This is a genomic window from Pedobacter sp. B4419, from assembly GCF_059693725.1.
In genome coordinates, this window is record NZ_JCASSL010000002.1 from 1,952,524 (window position 1) to 1,977,747 (window position 25,224).

The 25,224-nt window shown below is 34.6% G+C and carries 25 protein-coding genes; all 25 read left to right on the forward strand.

Annotated elements, in window-relative coordinates:
• Nucleotide 1 precedes the first annotated feature (1 nt).
• Entirely contained in the window at nucleotides 2-835 is an 834-nt protein-coding gene (locus AC570H_RS19985; protein WP_497358203.1) for an NAD-dependent epimerase/dehydratase family protein, read from the forward strand.
• 49 nt (nucleotides 836-884) lie between these two features.
• Nucleotides 885-1,919 (forward strand): N-acetylneuraminate synthase, encoded by a 1,035-nt coding sequence (gene neuB, locus AC570H_RS19990; RefSeq protein WP_497358205.1) that lies wholly within the window; start codon nucleotides 885-887, stop codon nucleotides 1,917-1,919.
• Nucleotides 1,910-3,022 (forward strand): UDP-N-acetylglucosamine 2-epimerase, encoded by a 1,113-nt coding sequence (neuC, locus tag AC570H_RS19995; protein ID WP_497358207.1) that lies wholly within the window; start codon nucleotides 1,910-1,912, stop codon nucleotides 3,020-3,022. The genes neuB and neuC overlap by 10 nt, the downstream gene beginning before the upstream one ends.
• A gap of 21 nt (nucleotides 3,023-3,043) precedes the next feature.
• Complete coding sequence (locus AC570H_RS20000; RefSeq protein ID WP_497358208.1) at nucleotides 3,044-4,102, forward strand: nucleotidyltransferase family protein; 1,059 nt, start codon at nucleotides 3,044-3,046, stop codon at nucleotides 4,100-4,102.
• Nucleotides 4,102-4,797: an acylneuraminate cytidylyltransferase family protein gene (locus AC570H_RS20005; RefSeq protein WP_497358210.1), complete on the forward strand. Its 696-nt coding sequence runs from the start codon at nucleotides 4,102-4,104 to the stop codon at nucleotides 4,795-4,797. The genes AC570H_RS20000 and AC570H_RS20005 overlap by 1 nt, the downstream gene beginning before the upstream one ends.
• A complete protein-coding gene (locus tag AC570H_RS20010; protein ID WP_497358212.1) occupies nucleotides 4,794-6,065 on the forward strand; it encodes an oligosaccharide flippase family protein in 1,272 nt (423 codons plus the stop codon). Before AC570H_RS20005 ends, AC570H_RS20010 begins: the two co-directional genes overlap by 4 nt.
• A 5-nt stretch (nucleotides 6,066-6,070) precedes the next feature.
• On the forward strand, nucleotides 6,071-6,568 hold the full coding sequence (locus AC570H_RS20015; protein WP_497358214.1) for an acyltransferase: 498 nt from the start codon (nucleotides 6,071-6,073) through the stop codon (nucleotides 6,566-6,568).
• Nucleotides 6,569-6,581: 13 nt separating this feature from the next.
• Nucleotides 6,582-7,760, forward strand: a complete 1,179-nt coding sequence (locus AC570H_RS20020) for a polysialyltransferase family glycosyltransferase (RefSeq protein ID WP_497358216.1) — start codon at nucleotides 6,582-6,584, stop codon at nucleotides 7,758-7,760.
• Nucleotides 7,761-7,814: 54 nt separating this feature from the next.
• Nucleotides 7,815-8,375: an acyltransferase gene (locus AC570H_RS20025; protein ID WP_497358218.1), complete on the forward strand. Its 561-nt coding sequence runs from the start codon at nucleotides 7,815-7,817 to the stop codon at nucleotides 8,373-8,375.
• Nucleotides 8,376-8,512: 137 nt separating this feature from the next.
• Nucleotides 8,513-9,427: an NAD-dependent epimerase/dehydratase family protein gene (locus AC570H_RS20030; RefSeq protein WP_497358220.1), complete on the forward strand. Its 915-nt coding sequence runs from the start codon at nucleotides 8,513-8,515 to the stop codon at nucleotides 9,425-9,427.
• The gene (locus AC570H_RS20035; protein WP_497358222.1) at nucleotides 9,427-10,593 is read left to right on the forward strand and encodes a glycosyltransferase family 4 protein; all 1,167 of its coding nucleotides are present in this window, start codon (nucleotides 9,427-9,429) and stop codon (nucleotides 10,591-10,593) included. Before AC570H_RS20030 ends, AC570H_RS20035 begins: the two co-directional genes overlap by 1 nt.
• A gap of 57 nt (nucleotides 10,594-10,650) precedes the next feature.
• Nucleotides 10,651-11,787 carry an NAD-dependent epimerase/dehydratase family protein gene (locus AC570H_RS20040; RefSeq protein WP_497358224.1) on the forward strand — a complete coding sequence of 379 codons (1,137 nt, stop codon included), beginning with the start codon at nucleotides 10,651-10,653 and terminating at the stop codon, nucleotides 11,785-11,787.
• A gap of 44 nt (nucleotides 11,788-11,831) precedes the next feature.
• On the forward strand, nucleotides 11,832-12,704 hold the full coding sequence (locus AC570H_RS20045) for a glycosyltransferase (RefSeq protein ID WP_497358226.1): 873 nt from the start codon (nucleotides 11,832-11,834) through the stop codon (nucleotides 12,702-12,704).
• Between the two features lie 16 nt (nucleotides 12,705-12,720).
• Nucleotides 12,721-13,863, forward strand: a complete 1,143-nt coding sequence (locus AC570H_RS20050; RefSeq protein ID WP_497358228.1) for an O-antigen polymerase — start codon at nucleotides 12,721-12,723, stop codon at nucleotides 13,861-13,863.
• A 4-nt stretch (nucleotides 13,864-13,867) separates the two neighbouring features.
• Nucleotides 13,868-14,626 (forward strand): glycosyltransferase, encoded by a 759-nt coding sequence (locus AC570H_RS20055; RefSeq protein WP_497358230.1) that lies wholly within the window; start codon nucleotides 13,868-13,870, stop codon nucleotides 14,624-14,626.
• Nucleotides 14,627-14,659: 33 nt separating this feature from the next.
• Entirely contained in the window at nucleotides 14,660-15,802 is a 1,143-nt protein-coding gene (locus AC570H_RS20060) for an N-acetyl sugar amidotransferase (protein ID WP_497358232.1), read from the forward strand.
• Nucleotides 15,799-16,413, forward strand: coding sequence for an imidazole glycerol phosphate synthase subunit HisH (gene hisH, locus AC570H_RS20065; RefSeq protein ID WP_497358234.1), 615 nt, complete (start codon nucleotides 15,799-15,801; stop codon nucleotides 16,411-16,413). Before AC570H_RS20060 ends, hisH begins: the two co-directional genes overlap by 4 nt.
• Nucleotides 16,413-17,192 carry an AglZ/HisF2 family acetamidino modification protein gene (locus AC570H_RS20070; RefSeq protein ID WP_497358236.1) on the forward strand — a complete coding sequence of 260 codons (780 nt, stop codon included), beginning with the start codon at nucleotides 16,413-16,415 and terminating at the stop codon, nucleotides 17,190-17,192. The genes hisH and AC570H_RS20070 overlap by 1 nt, the downstream gene beginning before the upstream one ends.
• 18 nt (nucleotides 17,193-17,210) lie before the next feature.
• On the forward strand, nucleotides 17,211-18,245 hold the full coding sequence (locus AC570H_RS20075; RefSeq protein WP_497358238.1) for a polysaccharide biosynthesis protein: 1,035 nt from the start codon (nucleotides 17,211-17,213) through the stop codon (nucleotides 18,243-18,245).
• The gene (locus AC570H_RS20080) at nucleotides 18,245-18,691 is read left to right on the forward strand and encodes a cupin domain-containing protein (protein WP_497358240.1); all 447 of its coding nucleotides are present in this window, start codon (nucleotides 18,245-18,247) and stop codon (nucleotides 18,689-18,691) included. Before AC570H_RS20075 ends, AC570H_RS20080 begins: the two co-directional genes overlap by 1 nt.
• Entirely contained in the window at nucleotides 18,681-19,802 is a 1,122-nt protein-coding gene (locus AC570H_RS20085; RefSeq protein ID WP_497358242.1) for a polysaccharide biosynthesis C-terminal domain-containing protein, read from the forward strand. The genes AC570H_RS20080 and AC570H_RS20085 overlap by 11 nt, the downstream gene beginning before the upstream one ends.
• Nucleotides 19,803-19,811: 9 nt before the next feature.
• A complete protein-coding gene (wecB, locus tag AC570H_RS20090; protein WP_497358244.1) occupies nucleotides 19,812-20,951 on the forward strand; it encodes a non-hydrolyzing UDP-N-acetylglucosamine 2-epimerase in 1,140 nt (379 codons plus the stop codon).
• A complete protein-coding gene (locus AC570H_RS20095; protein ID WP_497358246.1) occupies nucleotides 20,941-22,167 on the forward strand; it encodes a glycosyltransferase family 4 protein in 1,227 nt (408 codons plus the stop codon). Before wecB ends, AC570H_RS20095 begins: the two co-directional genes overlap by 11 nt.
• A gap of 15 nt (nucleotides 22,168-22,182) precedes the next feature.
• Entirely contained in the window at nucleotides 22,183-23,157 is a 975-nt protein-coding gene (locus tag AC570H_RS20100) for an MraY family glycosyltransferase (RefSeq protein ID WP_497358248.1), read from the forward strand.
• A 112-nt stretch (nucleotides 23,158-23,269) separates the two neighbouring features.
• Nucleotides 23,270-25,213: a polysaccharide biosynthesis protein gene (locus AC570H_RS20105; RefSeq protein WP_497358250.1), complete on the forward strand. Its 1,944-nt coding sequence runs from the start codon at nucleotides 23,270-23,272 to the stop codon at nucleotides 25,211-25,213.
• Nucleotides 25,214-25,224 lie beyond the last annotated feature (11 nt).

The window sequence follows — 25,224 nt, forward strand, 5'->3', positions numbered from 1 at the left end:
AATGAAAATCTTAATTACCGGAGCAAATGGTTTCATCGGTAGTCATCTGAAAAATTATTTTCGGGGCAGGCATGAAGTTTATGTCATTGCAAGAACTAGTGATGGGATTTTTCCTATTGCAAATGAATATTTAGCAGACCTATCAGCTGTTGAATATGTTAAGGCTAATTTCGCATGGAATGTTTTTAAGCAAAAAATAGATGTTGTAGTTCATTGTGCAGCTGTACTTTCTGGAGCCGATCATAAAGACATCGATATATTTCATAAAAATAATGCGATAACCGAAAGTATCATCCATATCGCGAAGATAACTGAGGCATCGAAACTTATTAATCTATCTACTATAGGCGTTTATCCCAATGTTAGTGGAAAATATAATGAAAAATCAGCAATAGAGCCATCTGCTAATCATGAATGTTTGTATGCGCTTTCAAAAGTTTGTAGTGAAGAATTATTCAAATTTTATTTAAGAAATATAACATCTGTAGTTAACCTTAGGCTGGGCCAAGTATATGGCACAGGCATGCGCGAAGATAGGATTTTTAGAATTATGAAAGACGAGCTCCAACTTACGAACCAAATAACTGTTTTTGGAAATGGAGAACGGGTTAGTAATTTTGTAACGATTGATTATCTCATTTCTAGAATTGATCAAGTTATACAAAATGCTCACATTTCAGGTACTTTTAATCTTGGAGAGAGAAATTTGAGTTATTATAATTTAGCCGAACTAATTATTAAAGAGTTTGGGAACGAATCGTCTGTAATTAAACTAGAAGATAGTGGGGTAAAATCCAAAGTTATTATCGATTCCTCAAAATTTGAATCTCTTTAGTTTACTAAAACAAATAGTTGCACCCTAAAACAATTCGTTAAATAAAGCAATGATTTTAGAAAAAGGAAAAGTATTTATTATCGCCGAAGCTGGTGTCAATCATAATGGAAGTATTGATCTAGCAAAAAAATTGATTGATGCCGCAGTATTGGCAAAGGTTGATGCCGTTAAGTTTCAAACCTTCATTTCGGAAAATGTAATCTCAAAGTTTGCGGAAAAAGCTGATTATCAAAAAAATACAACTGGTGTTCAAGAGAGTCAACTTGACATGGTAAAAAAATTAGAACTAGCTTTTGCAGACTTTGTTGAACTCAAAAACTATTGTCAATCTAAAAAAATCATGTTTCTGTCGACTCCTTTTGATATGGAAAGCATTGAGTTTCTTAAAGGCTTAGAAATGGGTTTATGGAAAGTACCTTCAGGTGAGATTACAAACTTGCCTTACTTGACTAGAATTGGCTCGTTTAATGAAGAGGTGATTTTTTCAACCGGTATGGCAACTTTGGGAGATATAGAGACTGCTTTAACAATTTTAACTAGTGCTGGAACTTCGAAAGATAATATTACGATATTGCATTGTAATACAGAATACCCAACGCCAATGGGCGATGTTAATTTAAAAGCAATGCTGACTATTGGAAAGGCGTTTGGTGTAAAAATTGGTTATTCTGATCATACTTTGGGGAATGAAGTTTCTTTTGCTGCAGTTGCATTGGGAGCAACAGTAATAGAAAAACATTTTACACTTGACAAATCATTGCCTGGACCAGATCATTTGGCTTCTTTAGAACCCGATGAGTTGATTGCTATGGTAAAAGGAATACGAAATATAGAAAAAGCATTGGGGTCAGGTATAAAAATACCATCTCCTTCAGAAAGTAAGAACATAATAATTGCTCGAAAAAGTATCCATTTGGCAAGAGATGTTAGAAAAGGTGGGCTTATCACATTAAATGATCTTACGATAAAACGTCCAGGAAATGGTGTTAGCCCATTATTTATTAATGAAATTGTAGGTTGTAAAGCAAAGGAAGATTTGTTCGAAGATCATATGTTGGGCTTTAAAGACATAGAATGGAAATAGCTATTTTGACAAGTTCACGAGCAGATTTTGGTTTTTATAGGCCATTGCTAAATCTACTAGAAACTCAAAACGAAATCACTTATAACTTAGTTGTGTTTGGAACACACCTTTCTCCAACACATGGGTATACTCTGAATGATATCAAAAAATCAGGATATGAACGAGTTCTTGAAGTAAAGGCAATTCCAGAGGGAGATAGAGCGATTGATATCGCGAAATCAATCGGAGATACCCATAATAAGTTTGCTGATTTTTGGGATAGCAACACTTTTGGGCTGGTGATTTGTATTGGAGATAGGTATGAAATGTTTGCTGCCGTTTCGGCCACTTTGCCGTTTAATATTCCAGTTGCTCATATAAGTGGTGGCGAGGAAACATTAGGTGCAATTGATAATGTTTATCGACATTCGATGTCTTTAATGTCGAAATATCATTTTACAAATACTAAGAAAAATGCTGAAAGAGTCAATGAAATAATAGGTTCCTCTATTAATGTATATCATACTGGCTCATTAGCAATAGATAACATTAATGAAACTAAACGTTATCAAGTTGAAGAATTCAAGGCAATTTTTGATTTTGATATTTCTGAGCCTTTTATCTTATTCACTTTTCACCCCGAAACTATTGGTCATAAGATGAACGAAGCCTATGCCAAGATTCTTGGTGAGGTATTGATGGAGTTGGAAACTAAGGTGTTGGTAACAATGCCTAATGCTGATACTATGGGTGGAGTAATTCGTAGAGAGCTTTATTGCATTGCCGAAAAAAATAAACGAGTTTGTCTCGTCGAATCTCTAGGATCTAATGGGTATTACAGTGCACTTGAAAATTGCATGTTTGTACTTGGAAATTCCTCAAGTGGAATTATAGAGGCCGCGTCTTTTGCTAAATATGTTATTAATTTAGGCAACAGACAGCTAGGCAGGGAACACGGTAAAAATGTAATTCATTGCGAGATCAATAAAGATGAGATACTTGATGCGATCAAAAACTTGGAATCCCTTCCTCCATTAATTTCCGTTGATAATATTTATGGTGATGGAAAGGCAAGTCAGAGAATTTTTAGTAAGTTACAGGAAATTGCTTTTCAAAGTACCTGAATTAAATATTAATCAATGAGAATGAAAAGGGCTGTTAGAAGTTATAGAGAACATTTGATACTGTCGGGAAGTAGTATTAAATCGGCATTGGCTAAGCTAAATGTTTTAGCTCAAGATGCCATTTTATTTGTTGTTGATGAAAATGACATATTAATTGGTTCTTTAACAGATGGCGATGTAAGAAGAGGCTTACTAAACGATATATCAATAGATAGTAAGGTTAATGAGATTATTCAGGCTAATCCGAAATTTATTACAAAAAAAGAAATAGACCTAAATAAAATCATCAACTATAGGGAAGGCAATTTTAGGATACTACCCGTAGTAAATGATCAGCATAAAATTGTAAATATCATCAACTTCAGAGAAAAAAAGTCGTATCTCCCCATTGATGCGGTGCTCATGGCAGGAGGAAGGGGAGAAAGATTGAAGCCTTTGACAATAACTACCCCCAAGCCCTTGCTTAAGGTGGGAGACAAGCCAATAATGGAGCATAATTTAGATAGATTGGTTCTTTATGGCATTGATGATTTTTGGTTTTCAATAAATTATTTGGGTGATCAAATCGAATCCTATTTTGGAACAGGAGAAGAAAAGAATATAAAAATCCAGTATGTGCGAGAAGAAATACCTTTAGGCACAATTGGTGCAATTTCAAAGATTAACAATTTTTCGCACGATTATATTCTGGTATCTAACTCCGATTTATTGACTAACCTAGATTATGAGATGTTTTTCTTAGACTTCATCAACCATGATGCAGATCTTGCGGTTGTAACAATCCCTTATCAAGTTAACGTACCCTATGCCGTTTTAGAAACCATTCATAATGAGGTGAAAAGCTTTAAGGAAAAACCGACTTATACTTTTTATTCAAATGGCGGAATTTATCTCATGAAGAAATCTATTCTAAAGTATATTCCAGAAAACAGCCCATTTGATGCTACCCACTTAATGGATGCCATTATCGCCGAAAAGCTAAAAGTGATTTCTTTCCCCCTATCGGGCTATTGGCTTGATGTCGGAAAGCATGAAGATTTTGAAAAGGCACAAGAAGATATCAAGCAGATTAAATTTTAATGAATATATTATTTCTAATTCCCGCTCGTGCTGGCAGTAAAGGCCTGCCTGGCAAGAATGTGAAAGAGCTTGGTGGCAAACCATTAGTTTCATATTCTATAGATTTTGCCTTGCATAAAGCCAAAACCGGAGATGAGATTTGTATTTCTACGGATGATGAACAGGTATTAGCTATTGCTTTAGGCAAAGGTGTCAAAGCGCCTTTTGTAAGGCCTGCAGAATTAGCTTCAGATCTGGCAAGCTCTTATGATGTGATCATGCACGCTGTTAATTTTTATGAACGACAAAACAGATTTTTTGATGTTGTTTTGTTATTGCAGCCAACATCGCCATTTAGGACTTCTTCCGATTTTGAAAATATAATCCGAGCTTATCACAAAGATCTTGATATGGTGGTGAGTGTCAAGCAAGCAAAAGAAAGCCCATACTTTAATATTTTTGAAGAAAATGAACACGGGTATCTAAATAAAAGCAAAGATGGCAAATTTGAAAGGAGACAAGACGCTCCGCCAGTTTATACCTTCAATGGATCGATGTACCTGATTAATATAAATTCTTTAAAAAATGGGAATATAGGTGGTTTTACCAAAGTGAAAAAAGTAATAATGCCGGAGGAACGCAGTGTAGATATAGATATTATGGCGGATTGGATCTTGACAGAATACTATTTAGCTGCATTTAACAAAATCCAATGAAGCTGTTTAAATCATTCTCTCTTTATACAATTGCTTCTTTTACAGAAGCAGGAATAGCCTTTTTTCTGTTACCCATCTTTACTCATTACCTGACAACAACAGACTTTGGCACTCTCGCCTTGTTAACTTCCATTTTTAGTTTTACAACACCTTTAATTGCTTTGGGATCGCAGGGCGCTGTATCTGTAGCTTACTTTAGAGAAAATAAAGATGATTACCCAAGTTATTTTTCATCAGCTATAGTGGCTCCTTTTTTATCAATGCTATTGTTGTCATCATTGATAATTGTGCTTCATGGCTTTATCGTGGATTATCTTAAAATACCTATTTATTGGATTGTGTTTATTCCTTTTTTCTGTTTCCTTACCTTTTTCAATCAGCTACTTTTGATTGATTACCAGATTAAAAAAGAGCCCGTCAAATATGTATTGTTTAGCTTGAGCAACTCTACTACGAACGTAATAGGGTCACTCGCATTGGTTATTTTATTTCATCTGGGCTATCAAGGAAGAGTATTGGGTCAATATTTTTCTATTTTGTTGTTTTCGGTAATTGCAGCCTATATTCTCTACAAGAAAAGGAGACTTATAGGTAATAAAATAAAAATGGTTAATGTGAAAGATGCCTTTTTGTTTGGGTTTCCCTTAATACCCCATGCAGTAGGTATGATGATAATGAATATGTCTGATAGACTTTTCATTGACCATTTTTTTGGTAAGGATGCATTGGGGATATACAATATTGGATACGTTCTAGGATCTGCCATTTCAATCTTATGTAATGGCTTTGCTCAGGTTATTGTGCCATTCAGCTATGAGCTGTTTGCTGAAAATACCCTCAAATCCAAAACCAAGGTTATTAAGGTCTATTGGCTTTTTATTGGGTTATTGGTTGTTATTGTTTTTTGTATGTGGCTACTTGCGCCTTTTATCTTTAAGTGGTTTATTGACTATAAATTTGCAGCAGGTAGCAAATATGTAGCTTGGATTGCAATAGGTTATTTTTTTCAAGGTATGTATTTATTATTTGCTAATGTTATTTTCTATTTGAAAAAAACCAAAGTATTATTTTATGCATCATTCATTAATATCACGTTAAATCTTGGATTAAACTATTTCTTGATTCAATATTTTGGGCCTATTGGAGGAGCATACGCAACATGCTTAAGCTTTTTTATATTTTTTGTTATGGTTGCAATTTACTGCCACCGGGTATTTCCATTGCCATGGTTGGCTCCCTTTTTCAAAATTAAAGAAGAAGTTATATGAAGTTAATGACCAAAGTATTAGCCAAAGTATTTTCTATCCTAAAAAATTCGTACCAAAAGAATATTTATGATAGCTATAAGAATAAATATGATCTTCATCCTTCTTTTCAGTTCAATGGCGAAGGAATATTGATGTATGGTGACGGAAATATAAAGATTGGTGAAAATTCTTATATAGGTCGTTTTTCTGTTATCCAAGTTGCCTTTGGGCAAAAAGTAGTGATTGGAAAGAATTGCAGTATTGGGCCTTTCTTTAAAATTTGGACTAAAACGGCCGAAGTCGATTCTGATTTTAATAACATAGCAGATAAAAAAATGAAGCTGGGTGATGTAATTATTGGAGATGCGGTATGGATCGGAGCTGACGTTTATTTATCAACTGGCATAACAATAGGCTCAAATGTTGTTATAGGTGCTAATACTGTAGTTACAAAAAGTATACCTGATAATGCTATTGTAGGTGGTGTACCTGCCAGAATTTTAAGATATAAAAACATAAACTAATCTTAAAGAGGTAATGAAATCAAAGGAAAGTCAGAATGTGCTTTTGGCCATTCAGGGTGCTAGCGGGTTTATTGCAGGATTTATTGCGATGGCTTGGTATGAACAGAAAATCGTTCGTAAAGAATTTAGTACAACGCTTTTAGTATATGATACAGCATCGCCTAGCGAAATGGAAGATGCCGTTTTCGGAACAATTAAAAAACTTGCTCAGGTTCGAGGTTGGAAAGATATTGTTTTTCTAAACGGATCTGAAATGCGTGAATTAGCTTTGATGAATTACTCAAGGGCAAAAAAAAAGTTAAAAGAAAAACTTAAGGCTGAAACTTTTGATGCCGTTTTCATGGCCAATAACTATGCAAGTTTTGGGGCGCAACTTATTCCAGAAACATATAACTCCGCTAAAAGCATAGAATTTGGGGACGCATTTGGAGTAGTAGGCAATGGCATTGTAAATGAATTGAATTGGTCTTTTTTTATACATCATCCTATCAGCCTTCTTAAAGTTTTATTGAAGAAATTATACTTTAGACAGTTTCCTAGAAGACATTTTTTTGATCTCGCTATTTTGATTCTTCCTATAGATTTTCAAGGGAAATATTTAACTCGAGATCGATTGATTATACCTTCAAGGACATTTGTAAAAGATCATGTGCTCCAACTGGTTGAGCTACTTCCCGATCTGACTATGTATTGTGAGAGAATGGTTAAAGATGAAAAGGAGCCAAGTCTTTATCTTTTAAGCAACTTGGCAAATTCAGGCTTAACTACAATAGGCAATGAAATTGCTTTGTATGAGCATATCATACGGGAAACGGCGAAAGAGGGTACAACAATTATTATTAAAAACCACCCCAGAGGTTCACAGGAAATTGTAGAGGCACTTTATCAAAAATTGAAAAGTACTTATCAGACAAAAATTATAGATGACAAAATGCTTGGTTTGTATCCTATTGAACTTTGGAAAAAAATCTTGCTGAAGACAAAAATTTTTCCATTGTACTCCACGAGTTCTATTAATATTCAATACTTATATGATATACAGTTAGCACAGCCTCTTAATAGAGATAAAATAGATAAGTATTTTGTAAAGAATCGAGTTTACAATGTTGTAAAAAGCATTGATCTTTTTAGTGAAATAACTACAAACATGGATAATTGGGATCAAAAGTCTGTACTTTGGTCTAGTAAATAAAACAATCTTAATACTATGATAGGTTTTTTCAAATCTCTGTTGTTTAAATATAGAATGCTCAAAACAACAAAATATATATTCAAGGGTAATTCGCATTTCTTCGAAGGTTTTGGTATAGATACCTACGTTCCTTTACCGGATAAAAAATATTTATATGTTGGCGACGATAGCATTTTGGATTGTAAAATCATTTTTGAGTCTGGTGAGGGGGTAGTAAAGGTTGGCAATAAAACATATATAGGTAATAGTACGATTATTTGCCGATCAGAAGTGGTATTTGAAGATAATGTTTTTGTAGCCTGGGGTTGTTATTTTTATGATCATAATTCCCACTCTATTGATTTTAGGGAACGAAGAAAAGATATTGTTCAACAGCTGACAGATCTGAGAAGTGGAGAATTGTTTATTCGTCATAAAAATTGGAACGTTGTAGAGACTAAACCCATCAGAATATGTTCTGATGCATGGATTGGAATGAACAGTATAATTCTGAAAGGTGTTACGGTTGGGGAGGGGGCCATTGTGGCAGCAGGTAGCGTAGTTGTTAAGGATGTGGAACCTTGGACAGTGGTAGGAGGTAATCCAGCAGTATTTATAAAAAAAGTGATTGTCTAATAATGGCTAAAGAATTGGCCTTTTGTCGATATCTCTGTGTTATTAATTTAAATTCAATTTTGTTGATGAAATTTTTAACTTTGTATCTGACATAAGGAGCTTGGAATGAAGGATTTTATTTTGCCACAGGCCTAAATATGATGAGAAATATACTAATTACAGGCGCTTATGGTTTCTTAGGTAGAAATGTCGCAAAAGAGTTTAAAGCATACGGGGATTATATAGTTGGTGTTGGCCATGGCAAGTGGTATGCTGACGAGTTTTCAAAATTCGGGATTGATGAATGGTTTGAGACAACTATTACATTTGAAGCATTATTAAACATCAATAAAAAATTTGACGTTATAGTGCACTGTGGAGGAAGTGGCTCGGTTGGTTTTTCTCATGATAACCCTTATGAAGATTTCCAGAAAAGCGTTCAAAGCACGTTATCACTATTAGAGTTTATTAGGTTGCAAAACCCTAATTGTAAACTTATTTATCCGTCTAGCCCAGCTGTGCAGGGAAATCTAGGAGATAGGCCAATAGAAGAGCATATGAGTGCTGTTCCTGTATCTCCTTATGGGTTTCACAAAAAAATTGCTGAAGATCTGTGTTTATCATACCATAAAAGCTTTAAGATTGATATAGGTATTATTAGATATTTTTCCATATATGGAGAAGGTCTAAAGAAACAGTTATTATGGGATGCATGTAGGAAGATATCGCAAGCGGATAACGTAGTGTTTTTTGGTACTGGTAAAGAAACAAGAGATTGGATTCATGTGGCTGATGCAGCTAGCCTTTTAAGAATTTTTTCTGAGAAAATTAATGGTTTTGAAGTAATCAATGGGGGGTCTGGTATAACAACAGAAATAAATAAAGTAATTGAACTTATTGTTAAGCGTTTTGGTAGAAATGTTGGCGTTGAGTTTAGTGGTGAAGTTAAGGAAGGAGATCCGGTTTATTTTTGGGCAGATATAAAAAAAGCGAGAGCTTTGAATTGGAAACCTATGGTATCTTTTGAAGAAGGGATTGAAGCTTATGTCAAATATTTTAAAGGATTAAATTAATGATAAGAATAGGGTTTTTACTCAATTTCTCAGTTGAATATAAGGGAGGCATTAATTACCTTAAGAATTTATTTTATGCACTTCATAAATATTATTCAAATGAAATCAAGATATTTCTCTTTGTACCAACAGACTTAGATCAGGAATATATCACTCTTTTTGAAGAGTATGCGACGATTGTCCCAACAAAAATCCTTCAACGAAAATCATTTCCGTGGTTTGTATCAAAAGTAACAGATCGGTTGTTCAGCTTCGATTTATTTACCCATCAGATGCTTAAAAAATATAAAATCGCTGTGATTTCACACTCCAATTACATCCCGCTAACTAAATACATAAAATCTATCAACTGGATCCCTGATTTTCAATACTTACGATATCCACAATTATGGACTGAAAAACAATTAGAGGAAGAAACATCGCTGCATAAGAAAATGATAAAAAACAGCGATAGAATGGTGGTGAGTAGCTTCGATGCTCTAAAAGATCTATTAAGCGTATATTCAACTGCTGAAGCAAAAACCAAAGTATTACATTTTGTATCGCAACCCGACATATTAAAAAACTCTATAGACCAAACGAAAGATATTAGCAAATACGTAGAGGGCCCCTATTTTTATTTGCCAAACCAATTTTGGGAGCATAAAAATCATATCACTGTTTTTAAGGCAATTAAGCTTTTGAAAGATCAAGGGCTTTACGTTAAAATTCTTACTAGCGGATTGATGAATGATTTTAGGTGTAAAAATCATCATGTAGAGATGCTCAGAGACTACGTTTTAGATAATGGCTTAACTGAGCAAATTAAATTTCTAGGGTTAATCCCTTATTATGATGTATTGGAATTAATCAAACAATCACTAGGTGTCATTAATCCTTCTTTTTTTGAGGGATGGAGCTCTACAGTAGAGGAAGCCAAGAGTATAGGTAAAATAATAATCTTGTCCAATATTGCTGTCCATCAAGAACAAGATCCTAAAAATGCGTATTATTTCGATCCAAATAACGAAATACAGCTGATGAATATTTTGGAAAAGATTTGGAACGGAGAGGTTAAAGAAGAAATGGCATCAACATATGAACTGGATTTATATTTAAATCAGAGAACCCGTGATTTTGCATCTAATTTCAAATCAATTATAGATGAGCTAATTGCTAAACAATAAGCATATAGGTTATTAAAGGTGGTGCGGAAATATAAAAAATGTACTTTAACTATTTAAATGAAAAATATACTTATTACAGGTGGCGCAGGTTTCATTGGTTCAAACTTGGCACTTAAATTAATATCAAAAAGCTATAAGGTTACAGTCTTAGATAATTTGTCGCCACAAATACATGGTGATAACCCCAATATTGATTCACCTCTGTACAATAGCATTAAAGAAAAGGTTAATTTTATTAAAGGAAGCGTTACTAAGAGAGAAGATTGGATCCGGGCAATTGCTGACCAGGACATTATTGTGCATTACGCGGCAGAAACGGGTACCGGGCAATCCATGTATGAAATCGAAAACTATACCAATGTAAATATTGGCGGGACTGCATTAATGCTTGACTTGCTCACAAATACTACGCATAAGGTAAAAAAAGTAGTCGTAGCATCTTCAAGATCAATATATGGCGAGGGCAAATACCACTCTGATGAATTAGGGTTTGTATATCCAAAACATCGCGTCGCTGAAGATATGGATAGGGCTGATTTTGAGGTAAAATATCTTGGAAGTGATACAAAATTGGCACTGGTAGCTACTGATGAGGATTCAAAAATACATCCATCTTCTGTATATGGTATAACCAAACAAAATCAGGAACAGATGGTAATGACGGTTTGTCCAAGTTTAGGTATTGCACCTGTGGCGTTTAGATATCAAAATGTATATGGCCCAGGACAATCACTTTCGAATCCATATACCGGCATTCTATCTATATTCTCAACACAGATTAAAAATGGTAACGCCATTAATATTTTTGAAGATGGCTTAGAAAGTAGGGATTTTGTGTTTATAGACGATGTGGTAAATGCCACGATTTTAGGGATTGAAAACGATCAGGCAAATAATGAGATTTTTAATGTTGGCACTGGAGTTGCTACCAATGTTATAACGGTTGCTAATACCTTAATTCAAGCTTATGGGGCTAAAGTTCCTGTTAAAATATCGGGAAATTATAGGCTTGGTGATATTAGACACAATTATGCCGACTTGACAAAAATTACCAAAAAGCTAGGTTTTAAGCCAATAGTTTACTTCGATGAAGGAATTAAATTGTTTACTAACTGGGTTAATGATCAAAAGGTAGCCACAGATAGGTATAATCAGTCAATCGCAGAACTAAAGGAAAAAGGTCTATTTAAATAGATTAATATAATTATAAATCAATATTGGGCATATAAGATCAAATAATGATAGCCGAAGTAATAAATAAAGAAATAGTGCCTAAAATGTGCTGTGCAATTGTCATCTATAATTCAACCATAGAAGATTCAAAGGCTTTTCTATCATTATCAGCTTCAGCCAAATCTGCAGGAATAACAGTACCAATAGATTTAATAGTCTATGATAATAGCCCATCGCCATTGTATGATGAAAATCTTAACTTATCAGGTTGGAATGTAACTTATAGACATGATCCAAGTAATCCAGGATTAAGTAAAGCATCAAATGAAGCTTTTTTCATCGCAAAGGCAAATGGGAAAAAATGGATATTATTTTCAAATCCTGATACCTCTTACCCCGTTGATTATTTTCAAAAATTGTTTGCAGCTCTTCAAGAGCATCAAGACTTAAACTTAATTGTTCCAGTTTTGTTGTCTAATGGTCAAATAGTTTCTCCTTCTAAATATATATTGATGCGAGCATCAGTATCTAGTAGCGTACAGCCTGGATGGAATAATTACACAAAAAAAACACTATTATATAGCGGGATGTTTATCACTGCTGATTCTTTTGAGAAAATTGGGATGTTCAAACCTGAAATCAAGCTGGATTATATGGACCCTTATTTTTTTGATAAGTATAAAAAAGAATATACAAACTTCTATCTGCTGGATTGTTATTGTGATCATGATCTTTCCTCATTTGAGGCAGATAAAAATAAAGTTGCCAGAAGGCATGTTTTTTTCTGTGATGGAGCTAAAGCTTCATCACAGAATACAAAAGAGGCCTTACTTATTGGTTTTTGGTGTTTAGCCTATTCCGCTAAATTGGCTGTGAAATTCAAGGATAGTGTGTTTTTAAAGATTTTTTTAAAATCTTATAACAAAAAGATCAATTAACAGCTAAGCAACAGATATGTTTAGAAAATTTATACAGGTAATATTTGTGTTGTTTTTTTTAACAACCTTGCTAATACCCGTTTCCATTCTAAATAAGTTGTTTTTCGCAATCATCATTGCTTGTATGATTGTTAATACTAATAAGAAAAGTAAAATATATACAATCGCTCCAATTGTAATAGTTGGAATTTTTGCATATGGTTTCCTTCTTGCTTTCTTTAATAATGTAGAGCGAGAATTAACTAATCAGTTTATGCTGGCAGTGCTTGTACTCTTTCTTATTTATCCAATTATAAAATATAAGTTAAATATGGATTGGATTGTGAAGTTTTCCGGCATAATATTAACTATATATAGCAGTATTTCATTCTATATCCTTATTAACTTTCCTGGAAACCCATTTGTTTCTTATTTTGAACTGTATAGCTCGGGATCAGCAAGCGATAGGAATTTCTCTGATGATATAACTAAGGTATACTTAATTGGATCGACACCATTTTTGTATCTTCCATTTTGCTTGTTTTTATTGTCTTTTCTGAAGAAAAAGAGATTTTTGGATCTACTTGCACTAATTATTCTTTCTGCATCAATAATTTTTAGCGCCTCAAGAGGGCTTATCGTAACAACGCTTCTTGGTTTGTTTTCAATCTTGTACCTGAGATTAAAATTAGTTAATAAGTTCGTCTTTTTGGCAATTAGCATACCCATACTTACTTTGGTAATAGGTTATATACTGTCCAATACCATCTTATTTAGTGGTGAAGAAGTCTCAAATAGAACAAAAATTCTGCACGTAGAATCATTCATTGATCATATGAATTTTGGAAATTTTATTACCGGAGATGGTTTGGCATCTTACTATTATTCAAAAGGTAGCAATGCATTTAGGTCTCATACTGAGATAACGCCGCTTGACATGTTTAGATATTTTGGCTTTTTTCTAGGCATAGTATTATATGTTTTCATATTATTTCCTTCTAAAAACATTAAAACTTATATTCAAGAAAAAGGTTGCTATTTCGCAGTCTTTGTAATGTACCTTATCTTTTCGTTAACTAATCCTATTATGTTCAATTCTTTTGGTTTATTGATTGTGTTATGGTATTGGGCGAAGATGTTAGATATTAATGGCAATAAAATCGAAGCAAATGGTATTTAATAAAATGAATAACGATAGGATAAAGGTAAGTGTTTGCATTGCGGCCTATAATGGAGAGAAATACCTAGTAGAACAAATTGAATCAATTTTGCAGCAACTTTCTCCAAATGATGAAGTTATTGTGGTTGACGACTGTTCTAAAGACCGGACAGTAGAGATTTTAGAGGGATTTAAAGATGATCGAATTAAAATCTTCAAAAATGAAACCAATAAAAGCCATGTTTATTCTTTTGGAAGAGCGGTTTCATTGGCTAACCATGAAGTAATATTCATGGCTGATCAAGATGACTTATGGGTAGAGAATAGATTGAGTTTGATGAAAAATCAATTATTGGAACAAAGCAAACTGTTGCTTACAACCAATTCTGATTTTATGAATGATAAAGGAGAGAAAATAGAGTTTTATCTTGATGGTGTCTCTTCAGGAGACTCCTCCAGGTATAATAAAAATATTTTGGCTATTTTTACGGGAAAAACAAATTATTATGGTTGTGCAATGGTTTTTCATAAGAAATTGAATGAAGTTATCCTGCCCATACCAAGTTACGTTGAATCTCACGATCTTTGGATCGCGATGGCCGGAAATCTTCTAAAGTCAAACATACATCTTGATGAAATAACTTTGTTAAGAAGAATACATGGAAATAATGCAAGCATTGTAGATAGATCATTGATTAAAAAGATAGTTTCGAGACTGGTTTTTGCCAAAAGTTATTTTGAGCTTAAACGAAGAATTAAAAAAAGCAGTTTAGCAAACAATTAGATAGTTGATTGTTTTTGCAAAAAAAAATAATATATGAGCAATAGGGAATATCAAATTTGTACAAAGACCATAATGGACACCTCAGACCCGAATATTATTTTTGATGGGGAAGGCATAAGTGATTACTATTATAATTTTCATAATGTAATGCTCCCAAATTGGCATACTGATGAGCGCGGAGAAGCTGAATTAATGAAAATTGCCGAAAAGATAAAGAAACAGGGCGTGGGGAAGGATTTCGACTGCATAATTGGAATGAGCGGCGGTTTGGATAGCTCTTATTTGACATATATTGCAAAGGAAAAGATGGGTCTTAGGCCACTGATATTTCATGTTGATGCTGGTTGGAACACTCAGCAGGCAGTGGGAAATATCGAAAAATTAATAGATGGATTAGGATTAGATTTATATACAGAAGTAATCAATTGGGAAGAAGTAAAAGATTTGCAGGTTGCATTTTTGAAATCTCAGATACCTGACCAAGATTTGGTACAGGATTATGCATTTTTTTCTGCCCTTTATAAGTTTGCCAGAAAAAATAAAATCAAATATGTGCTGACTGGATCAAATATTTCTACCGAATGTTGTCGCGAACCCGAAGAATGGGGCGGTTATGCAGGTATAGATCAAACATTGGTTGAAGATATCCATAGCAAATTTGGTAAAAGACCACTAAAGAGTTTTCCAATAGTTGATATTTTAAAGTATAAAATATTTTATAAGTACTTTTTGGGAATGCAGGTTTTTAAGCCTTTGGATCTAGTTCCTTACATCAAAAAGGATGTTGAGAAATTACTTGAAGATAAATTTGGTTGGCAGAAATTTCAGCATAAACATCACGAATCTCGTTTTACAAGATTTTATGAAGATTATTGGTTGCCAAGGAAATTCGGGTTTGAAAAGCGCAGAGCCCATTTCTCTAGCCTAATTCTTACTAATCAAATGACAAGAGAAGAAGCATTGGATCGGGTTTCTAGGCCGGAACTAGATGAGCAATTTCTGAAACAGGAATTTGAGTATGTTGCAAATAAGTTGGATCTTACAGTTGATGAGTTACAAGCTATTTTTGATGGAGAAAACAAAACTTATAGAAATTATAAGAATAAGAAAAGTATCATTGCTCTTGGAACTAGGGTAATGAGGATATTGGGCTTAGAAAAGAGACTTTTTAGATGATAGCTATAATAGATTACGGCGTAGGAAATATTAGGGCATTTGCGAACATATATAAGAAATTAGATGTTCCGCTTAAGATTGCAAAACGAGCTGAGGATTTAGAAAATGTAGAAAAATTAATTCTCCCGGGTGTGGGAGCATTTGACCATGCAATGAGCCAGTTAGAGGCATCAGGAATGCGCCAAAGCCTAGATCATTTAGTGCTTGAAAAGGGATTGCCGGTTATAGGCATATGTGTTGGTATGCAAATGCTTGCAAACTCAAGCGATGAAGGTAAATTGCCAGGCTTAGGTTGGATAGATGCAAGCGTAAAAAAGTTTGATGAGAGCAAAATAAAGTTTAAAACGCACCTGCCTCATATGGGCTGGAATGATATTACACTTGTTAAAGAGAATAGATTGTTGGCAGGCTTAGAAAAAGATGCTAAATTTTACTTCTTGCATTCTTATTATTTCCATTGCAATGTTGGCCATGATGCAATAGCTGCATCTGAATACGGAATCGAATTTAGCTGTGCAGTTAACAAAGAGAATATCTATGGTGTACAGTTTCATCCAGAAAAGAGCCATGAGTTTGGGATCCAACTACTAAAAAATTTTTCAGAGTTATAATGCTAAGACCTAGAATAATACCCTGCCTCCTTGTTCACGACAAAGGGTTGGTTAAAACAGTTAAATTCAAAGATCCAAAATATGTTGGAGATCCAATTAATGCGGTTAGAATTTTTAATGAAAAGCGTGTCGACGAATTAACGGTACTTGATATTGATGCATCTGTACAAAAGAGAGAACCAGACTATAAAATGATTGAAAATCTCGCCGCAGAATGTCGCATGCCTCTTTGTTATGGAGGTGGCGTAAAAACTGCCGATCAAGCTCAACGTATTTTTGGATTAGGGGTCGAAAAAATCGCAATTAGCTCTGCCGCTGTAGAAGATGTTGGCTTGGTAGGTAAAATTGCCGAACGTGTGGGCAATCAAAGCGTAGTTGTTGTAATAGATGTTAAAAAGAAGCTATTGGGTGGTTATGAGGTCTATATAAACAATGGCAAGAAAGGAACAGGTAAAAATCCTTTTGAACTAGCAAAGCAAGTAGAAAGCCATGGTGCTGGAGAAATTGTGCTCAACTTCATCGATAATGATGGTATGATGAAGGGATATGATATGCCACTTGCCGAAAGGATGAGAGAAAGTACAACTCTTCCCCTAACTATTTTAGGAGGGGCTGGATCGCTAGAAGATATCGGGCAACTCATTAATAAATTTGGCATTGTTGGGGCCTCAGCTGGAAGCTTGTTTGTGTTTAAGGGCGTTTACAAAGCCGTACTCATCAATTATCCCAATACCGAGGAAAAGGATCAACTGATAAAAAATAACTTTAAGTTTCAATAACATTAAAAATACGTCCAAATGCTAAACGACAAGACTTTATTAATTACTGGAGGTACAGGATCATTTGGATCAGCGGTTTTAAATCGATTTCTACACACAGATCATTTTAGCGAAATACGTATATTTTCTCGGGATGAGAAAAAACAGGATGATATGCGGAATTCGTTGAAAAACGATAAGCTAAAATTCTATATAGGCGATGTTAGAGATTACAATAGTATAGAAAGAAGTATGAGAGGCGTAGATTATGTTTTTCATGCCGCAGCTTTAAAACAAGTTCCTTCGTGCGAGTTTTTTCCAATAGAAGCGACTAAAACAAATGTATTTGGAACACAAAATGTAATAGACGCCGCGATAACAAATAAAGTAAATAAAGTAATTTGTTTGAGTACAGATAAAGCTGCTTATCCAATAAATGCAATGGGGATTTCTAAAGCACTAATGGAAAAAGTTGCAATTGCAGCGTCAAGAAACTCAACTGATACTACGGTTTGTTTAACTCGTTATGGAAATGTAATGGCATCTAGAGGGTCCGTTATACCTCTTTTCCTTAAACAAATCAAATCAAAGCAAGCCTTAACGATTACAGATCCAAATATGACTCGCTTTCTAATGTCGTTAGAGGATGCTGTAGACTTGGTCTTATTTGCCTTTGAACATGGCAATCCGGGAGACCTGTTTGTTAACAAAGCTCCCGCAGGAACTATTGGGGATCTTGCCGAAGCATTAAAGCAGTTATGTAATGCAAGCAATGAGATCAAAATAATTGGTACAAGGCATGGCGAAAAGCTGTATGAAACACTTTGTACAAGAGAGGAAATGGTAAAAGCAGAAGATATGGGTGAGTTTTATCGGATTCCTGCCGATAATCGTGACTTAAATTATGCTCAATATTTTTCAGAAGGAGAAGTTGACCTTTCAAAAATTGAAGACTACCACTCACATAATACCGAACAACTAGGGGTAGAGGGCATGAAGAAGCTGCTGATTAATTTACCCCTTGTTAAAAGAGAAGTATTTGGCGATTTAGATGCTGTTCAATACGCTAGCTAATGGTTAATTCTATCAAAATAATAGTTGGAGGAAGCCATACAGACGAACGTGGAACTATAAGTTTTATCAATGATTTTGATATGACGCCTGTCAAACGCTTCTATCAGATCAAACATCCAAATATTTCGATTATAAGAGCTTGGAGAGGCCATCAAATAGAACAACGCTGGTTTAGTGTTGCTCAAGGTGCTTTTTTAATAAAATTAGTTAAAATTATTAATTGGGATATGCCAGATAAAGACTCTTTGCAAGAAGAATTTGTTTTAAAGGCAACTGATTATTCGGTATTACATGTGCCCGCTGGTTATGCGAGTAGCCTGCAGGCACTAGAAGGGGATTCAGAGCTTCTTGTTTTCGCAGATTATGGTATAGACCATGCAGGTAAAGATGATCATTTGTACCCTTCAGATTATTTTATAGCCCCAAATCAAGAAAATGAGAATTAAGATAGGCATTACTGGTCAAGAGGGTTTTGTGGGCCAACATCTATATAATACATTGGGTTTATTTCCCGATGAATTTGAAAGGATTCCTTATAATAAAGACTACTTTCAAAATGAGGATGAGCTACTATTGTTTGTAGAGAAATGTGATATAATTGTACATCTGGCTGCAATGAACAGACATAATGATCCGGAAGTTATTTATCAAACAAATATTGGCCTAGTCAACCAGCTCATTGATGCGTTGGAAAAAACAAATAGTAAAGCTCACGTCCTGTTTTCGTCTTCTTCGCAAGAGGAAAGAGATAATTTATATGGAAAAAGCAAAAGGGAAGGTAGAGAATTATTAGCTCACTGGGCATCGAAAACAGGGGCCGTATTTACTGGATTAGTCATACCAAATGTATTTGGTCCCTTTGGTAATCCCTATTATAATTCGTTTATAGCCACGTTCTCCCATCAGCTCACACATGGTGAACAGCCAAAGGTAGATGTTGACGGGGTGGTTAAGCTTATCTACGTTGATGATTTGGTTAAAGCCATAATAACTGAAATTCGAAGTGGACGAGGTAAAGAAATGCTTATCATTGAGCATACGAGCGAAAATAAGGTATCAGAGATTTTAAATTTGCTAGAAAAATACAAGGCGACTTATTTTGTAAGTGGAGTTATACCGGAAATAAATAATGTGTTTGAATTAAACTTATTTAACACGTTTAGATGTTATATCGATATTAAGCAACACAATCCAGTAAAATTTGTACAACATACAGATCCGAGAGGAGCTTTCGTAGAAATAATAAGACTAAATGTTGGAGGACAGGTGTCGTTTTCAACCACGGTTCCAGGAATAACAAGGGGTAATCATTATCATACCCGCAAGATTGAACGATTTGCTGTAATTAAAGGTAAGGCATTGATCCAGCTAAGAAAAATAGGAACCGATGAAATACTTGACTTCCATTTAGATGGGAATGAGCCTTCATACGTAGATATGCCTATCTGGTATACCCACAATATAAAAAATATTGGCGAAGAAGATTTATATACCAATTTCTGGATAAATGAGTTTTATGACCCAAATGATCCAGACACTTATTTTGAAGCAGTTTAAGAAATATATATGAAAGAGAAGCTAAAAGTCATGACTGTAGTTGGTACTCGGCCAGAAATTATACGATTGGCAATGGTAATGGCAGCATTGGATGAATCTCAAGCGATAGAACATATTATAGTTCACACAGGGCAAAATTATGATTACGAATTGAATCAGATTTTTTTTGATGATTTAGCCATTCGCAAGCCTGATTTCTTTTTAAACGCGGCCGGTAAAACAGCAACCGAAACGGTAGGACAGATTTTAATTAAGATAGATCCTTTGTTAGAATCAGAGAAACCTGATGCTTTTCTCGTATTGGGCGATACAAATAGTTGTTTGTGTGCAATTCCGGCAAAAAAACGCCATATTCCTATATTTCACATGGAAGCGGGAAACCGTTGCTTTGATCAGCGAGTGCCAGAAGAGACAAATAGAAAGATAGTAGACCATATTTCGGATGTTAATTTAACCTACAGTGATATAGCTAGAGAATACCTGTTGCGAGAAGGCCTGCCCGCAGATCGTATTATCAAAACAGGATCTCCAATGTTCGAAGTGCTAAATCATTATCTTCCAGCTATAAATGCTTCTGATGTTCTAACGCGATTAAACTTAGAAAAAAATAAATTTTTTGTAGTTTCCTCACATCGCGAAGAAAATATAAATAATGAAAAGAACTTCTTAGGTTTGATGAACAGCCTGAATTTAATCGCCAAAAAATATAATTACCCAATCATTGTTAGTACGCATCCACGTACCAGAAATATGATTGAGACAAAAAAGATCGAAATGCGTCCAGAAGTCCAATTTCTAAAACCGATGGGCTTTAGCGATTATAATGCGCTACAGATGCATTCTTTTGCCGTCCTATCTGATAGTGGAACAATTTCTGAGGAGTCGTCAATTTTAAATTTCCCGGCGTTAAATATTAGAGATGCGCACGAACGTCCAGAGGCCATGGAAGAAGCAACCGTAATGATGGTTGGTATGAACAGTGAAAGAATCATACAAGGATTATCTCAACTTCAGTCTCAAAAGAGAGGGGAAGAAAGAACTCTTAGAAGGGTAACAGATTATTCAATGCCAAATGTATCTGAAAAGGTAGTTCGTATTATTATAAGTTACGTTGATTACATTAAAAGAGTAATTTGGAGTGAAAACTAAAATTCTTTTTGTTTCTCAATATTTTTATCCCGAAGTATTTAGGGGGAATGATATAGCATTTGACTTTGTTAAGAGGGGCTATGACGTTACCGTATTAACAGGTAAGCCTAATTACCCAAACGGAAAGTTTTTTAAAGGTTATAATTTCTTCAACAAAAGTAAGGAGATTATCAATGACGTAAATGTGATACGCACCCCTATATTTCCGAGAGGTAAAGGAAGGGGGATTACTCTTATACTTAATTATATTTCTTTTGTGTTTTTTTCTTACTTTACCTGCTTATTCAGGCTAAGAGAGAGGTATGACTTAATATTTGTGCAGCAATTGTCGCCTGTAACAATGGCGCTGCCTGGCTTATGGATCAAAAAGCGACAAAAAATACCTATGTTTTTATGGGTTCTTGATCTTTGGCCAGAAAGTTTGATTGCCAGTAGCAAAATCAAAAGTGGTCCAATAATTAACTTTATAGATAAAATAGTTAAAAAAATCTATAGAAGCGCTGATGTGATTTTGATAAGTTCAAAATTTTTTAGAGAAGCAATTCTTGATAAATGTGATGACAAATCAAAAAAAATAGTTTATTTCCCTAATTGGGCCGAAGACGTTTTTATCCGAGGCTCTTTTCCGAAGGAGGATGTTCCTCAACTACCAGTTGGATTTAACATACTTTTTGCTGGAAATGTGGGAGATTCCCAGGATTTTGAATCAGTGCTGCAAGCTGCCATATTAACAAAGCAGGATGGAATTAATTGGGTTATTGTTGGGGCCGGAAGAAAACTTGCGTGGATAAAAGAAGAAATAGCAAATAAAGAAATAGACAATATATTTTTGATGGGCTCATATCCAATAGAGAAAATGCCAGGGTTTTTTGAACAGGCAGATGCTATGTTGGTATCTTTAAAAGATATTCCAATTTTTTCACTGACCGTTCCCGCCAAAGTTCAGGCTTATTTGGCATCGGGCAAGATTATACTCGGAATGCTAAACGGAGAAGGAAAGGTTCTTATTAATGAAAGTGGTGCAGGAATTGCTGTTGATGCCGGTGATTATAACTCATTAGCAAATGCAGCCATGGAATTGAAACAGAAACCAAAAGATAAAAAATTGAATCTTGAAGCAAATAGTAAGAGGTTTTATGAAGAAAACTTTTCTAAAGAAAAACTATTCCTCCAACTCGAAGCCTTGTTTAATCAAAATAGTAGGCAAAACTCATAACTCAAAAATAAATATATGTCTTTTCTATTGTTGATCTGTCTATTAATATTATTTCTGTGCTTAGAACTTTTATATTTTAAAATAGCTGATAAGTACAATATTATCGACAAACCAAATGCTAGAAGTTCCCATACTAAGGTTACGATAAGAGGAGGTGGAGTAATTTTTGGATTAGCTAGTCTGATTTTTTTCTGTTTTTATGGATTTCAGTTTCCATATTTTATAATTGGGTTGTTCTTGATTTCTTTAATTAGCTTTTTGGACGATATTCATACCTTAAATAACAAAGTCAGATTAGCTGTACACTTATTTTCTGTATTGTTGATGTTCTATCAATGGGATTTGTTCAATTATCCTTGGTATTGGCTGATTATTGCAGGTGTTTTTGTTATAGGAACAATCAATGCATACAATTTTATGGATGGAATAAACGGCATTACGGGATCGTATAGCCTCCTTTCCATTTTCACATTATACTACATTAATGAAAAAGTGATAGTATTTACTTCTTCTGAGTTGTTAATTATTACAGGGTTGGCCTTATTGGTTTTTAATTTTTTCAATTTTAGAATAAAAGCCAAATGCTTTGCAGGAGATGTAGGTAGTGTAAGTATTGCCTTCATTATTGTATTCTTAATAGGCCAATTAATTATGAAAACGGGCAATATTAGTTATGTCTTATTACTTTTGGTTTATGGTTTGGATGCTGTATTTACGATCTTTTTTAGGGTAATGAGGAAAGAAAATATTTTTGAAGCACATCGTAGCCATTTCTATCAATACTTGGCCAATCAATTAAAATGGAGCCATTTATTTGTTTCTATGTTATATTTCATTATCCAGTTATTGGTTAATGGCTTAATAATTTTCTATGTAAAGGAATCCTTTCCATTAATGTTGATTTTAACATTAATTTCATGTGTTTTGTTTCTTATGGTACGGTTCTTGGTTGAAGGGAAGAGCAGATTAATTGCTAAAAATAGTCTGTAGGAGCTTAACTTTGGTTTTTCTGATAAATGTTTCAAAAAACTTTAACAGAATAAAATTTTGTGACCATATAAATTTTATGTTACCTTTACTTTTAAATTAAGGCTATTCTATTTTGTTTGGTAAAATAAATATAGTACCTAGGTGGATTATCTTCCTGCTGGATTTGGGCGTATGCCTATTGTCTTTAACCATTGCCTATTTCGTAAAATATAACTTAGACCTTTCTGGATTAGATCTGGTAGAATTCAGCCGAAATGTGCTCGTTTTTACTGTTATCAATATCATTGTTTTTCTTAATGTAAAGACTTATTCCGGAATTATTCGATATACAAGTGCCCAAGATACATTTAGAATATTATTCGCCGTATTAATTAGCAGTGGTATCTTTTTCTTTCTGAATTTGGCGGTAATAGCCTTCAATAGGCCACCTTATATTTCAAACACAATCATCATTGTAACCGGTCTCTGTAGCTTTTTGTTGCTGATTACCTACAGGGTAATGATCAAGTATTTTTTCTTGTACATTAAAAATCTTAACCTAGACAAAAGGAAAGTGATTATTTATGGTGCGGGAGAGGCGGGCTTGGCTACCAAACGTACTTTCGATCATGATGGAAAAGTAAACAAAACCATTATGGCTTTTGTAGATGATGATGAACGCAAGGTTGGTAAAACAATAGACGGGATTAAAATATTATCGGCTGTTAAGCTAGAAGAACTGATCAAGGAACATGAGGTTGATGAAATTATCTTTGCTTCTTATACCATCCCTACAGAACGTAAAAACCAAATTGTTGATGTTTGTCTAGAAAATGAAGTAACGGTATTAAATATCCCACCTGCTGATGCTTGGACTGGAGGTAAGTTCCATACCACGCAGATCCAAAACATTAATATTGAGGACCTGCTCAATAGAAAACCTATCCAAATCGATATTGAAGGTATACAAAACCAATTAAAAGATAAAAGAATATTAATTACAGGTGCTGCTGGCTCTATTGGTAGTGAAGTGGTTCGACAATTAATGAAATTCGATACTGGTCTGATTATTCTATGTGATCAATCAGAAACCGCTTTACATCATATTTACCTAGAGCTTGAGGAAACGCATACCAATACTAATTTTCATGCTTTTGTAGGTGATGTGAAGGATGAAAAAAGAATGGATCATCTTTTCGAGACTTATAAGCCCCACTATGTTTATCACGCCGCCGCCTATAAACACGTGCCTTTAATGGAAGATAATCCGGCAGAAGCCATTAAAACCAACGTATTGGGCACAAAAACCATAGCCGATATGGCAGTGAAACATGGTGTACATAAGTTTGTAATGATCTCTACCGATAAGGCAGTAAACCCAACCAACGTGATGGGCGCTTCCAAGCGTATTGCCGAAATCTATGTGCAGTCGTTAAATAACTCATTGCACAATCATAATTTTGTTTTTAGCAATGGTTTGAGTTATATCAACGATTTAGAGATCAAGCCCATCACCAAGTTCATTACGACCCGTTTTGGCAACGTTTTAGGCTCTAATGGTTCGGTAATCCCTCGCTTTAAGCAGCAGATTGAAAAAGGCGGACCAGTTACCGTTACCCACCCAGAGATTACGCGCTACTTTATGACCATTCCTGAGGCTTGCCGATTGGTATTGGAAGCTGGGTGTATGGGTAAAGGCGGCGAGATCTTTATCTTTGATATGGGCAAATCGGTTAAGATCGTTGAACTGGCTAAAAAAATGATCCGCTTAGCTGGATTGGTGCCTAATCAAGATATTAAAATCCAATACTCCGGTTTAAGGCCAGGAGAGAAATTATTCGAAGAATTGTTGAACGATAATGAAAATACCATGCCTACCCACCATGAAAAGATCATGATCGGAAGGGTAAGGGAATATGTGTTTTCAGAGATCGAATCTCATATCTATAGTCTTCTACACCACGCTAAACAAAATGACGATCGTCAGGTAGTAATGGCCATGAAAGCCTTGGTTAAAGAATATAAGAGCAAAAACTCTATCTTTGAAGAGCTTGATGGTACATCGGCTATAAATTAATCCCAAAATAG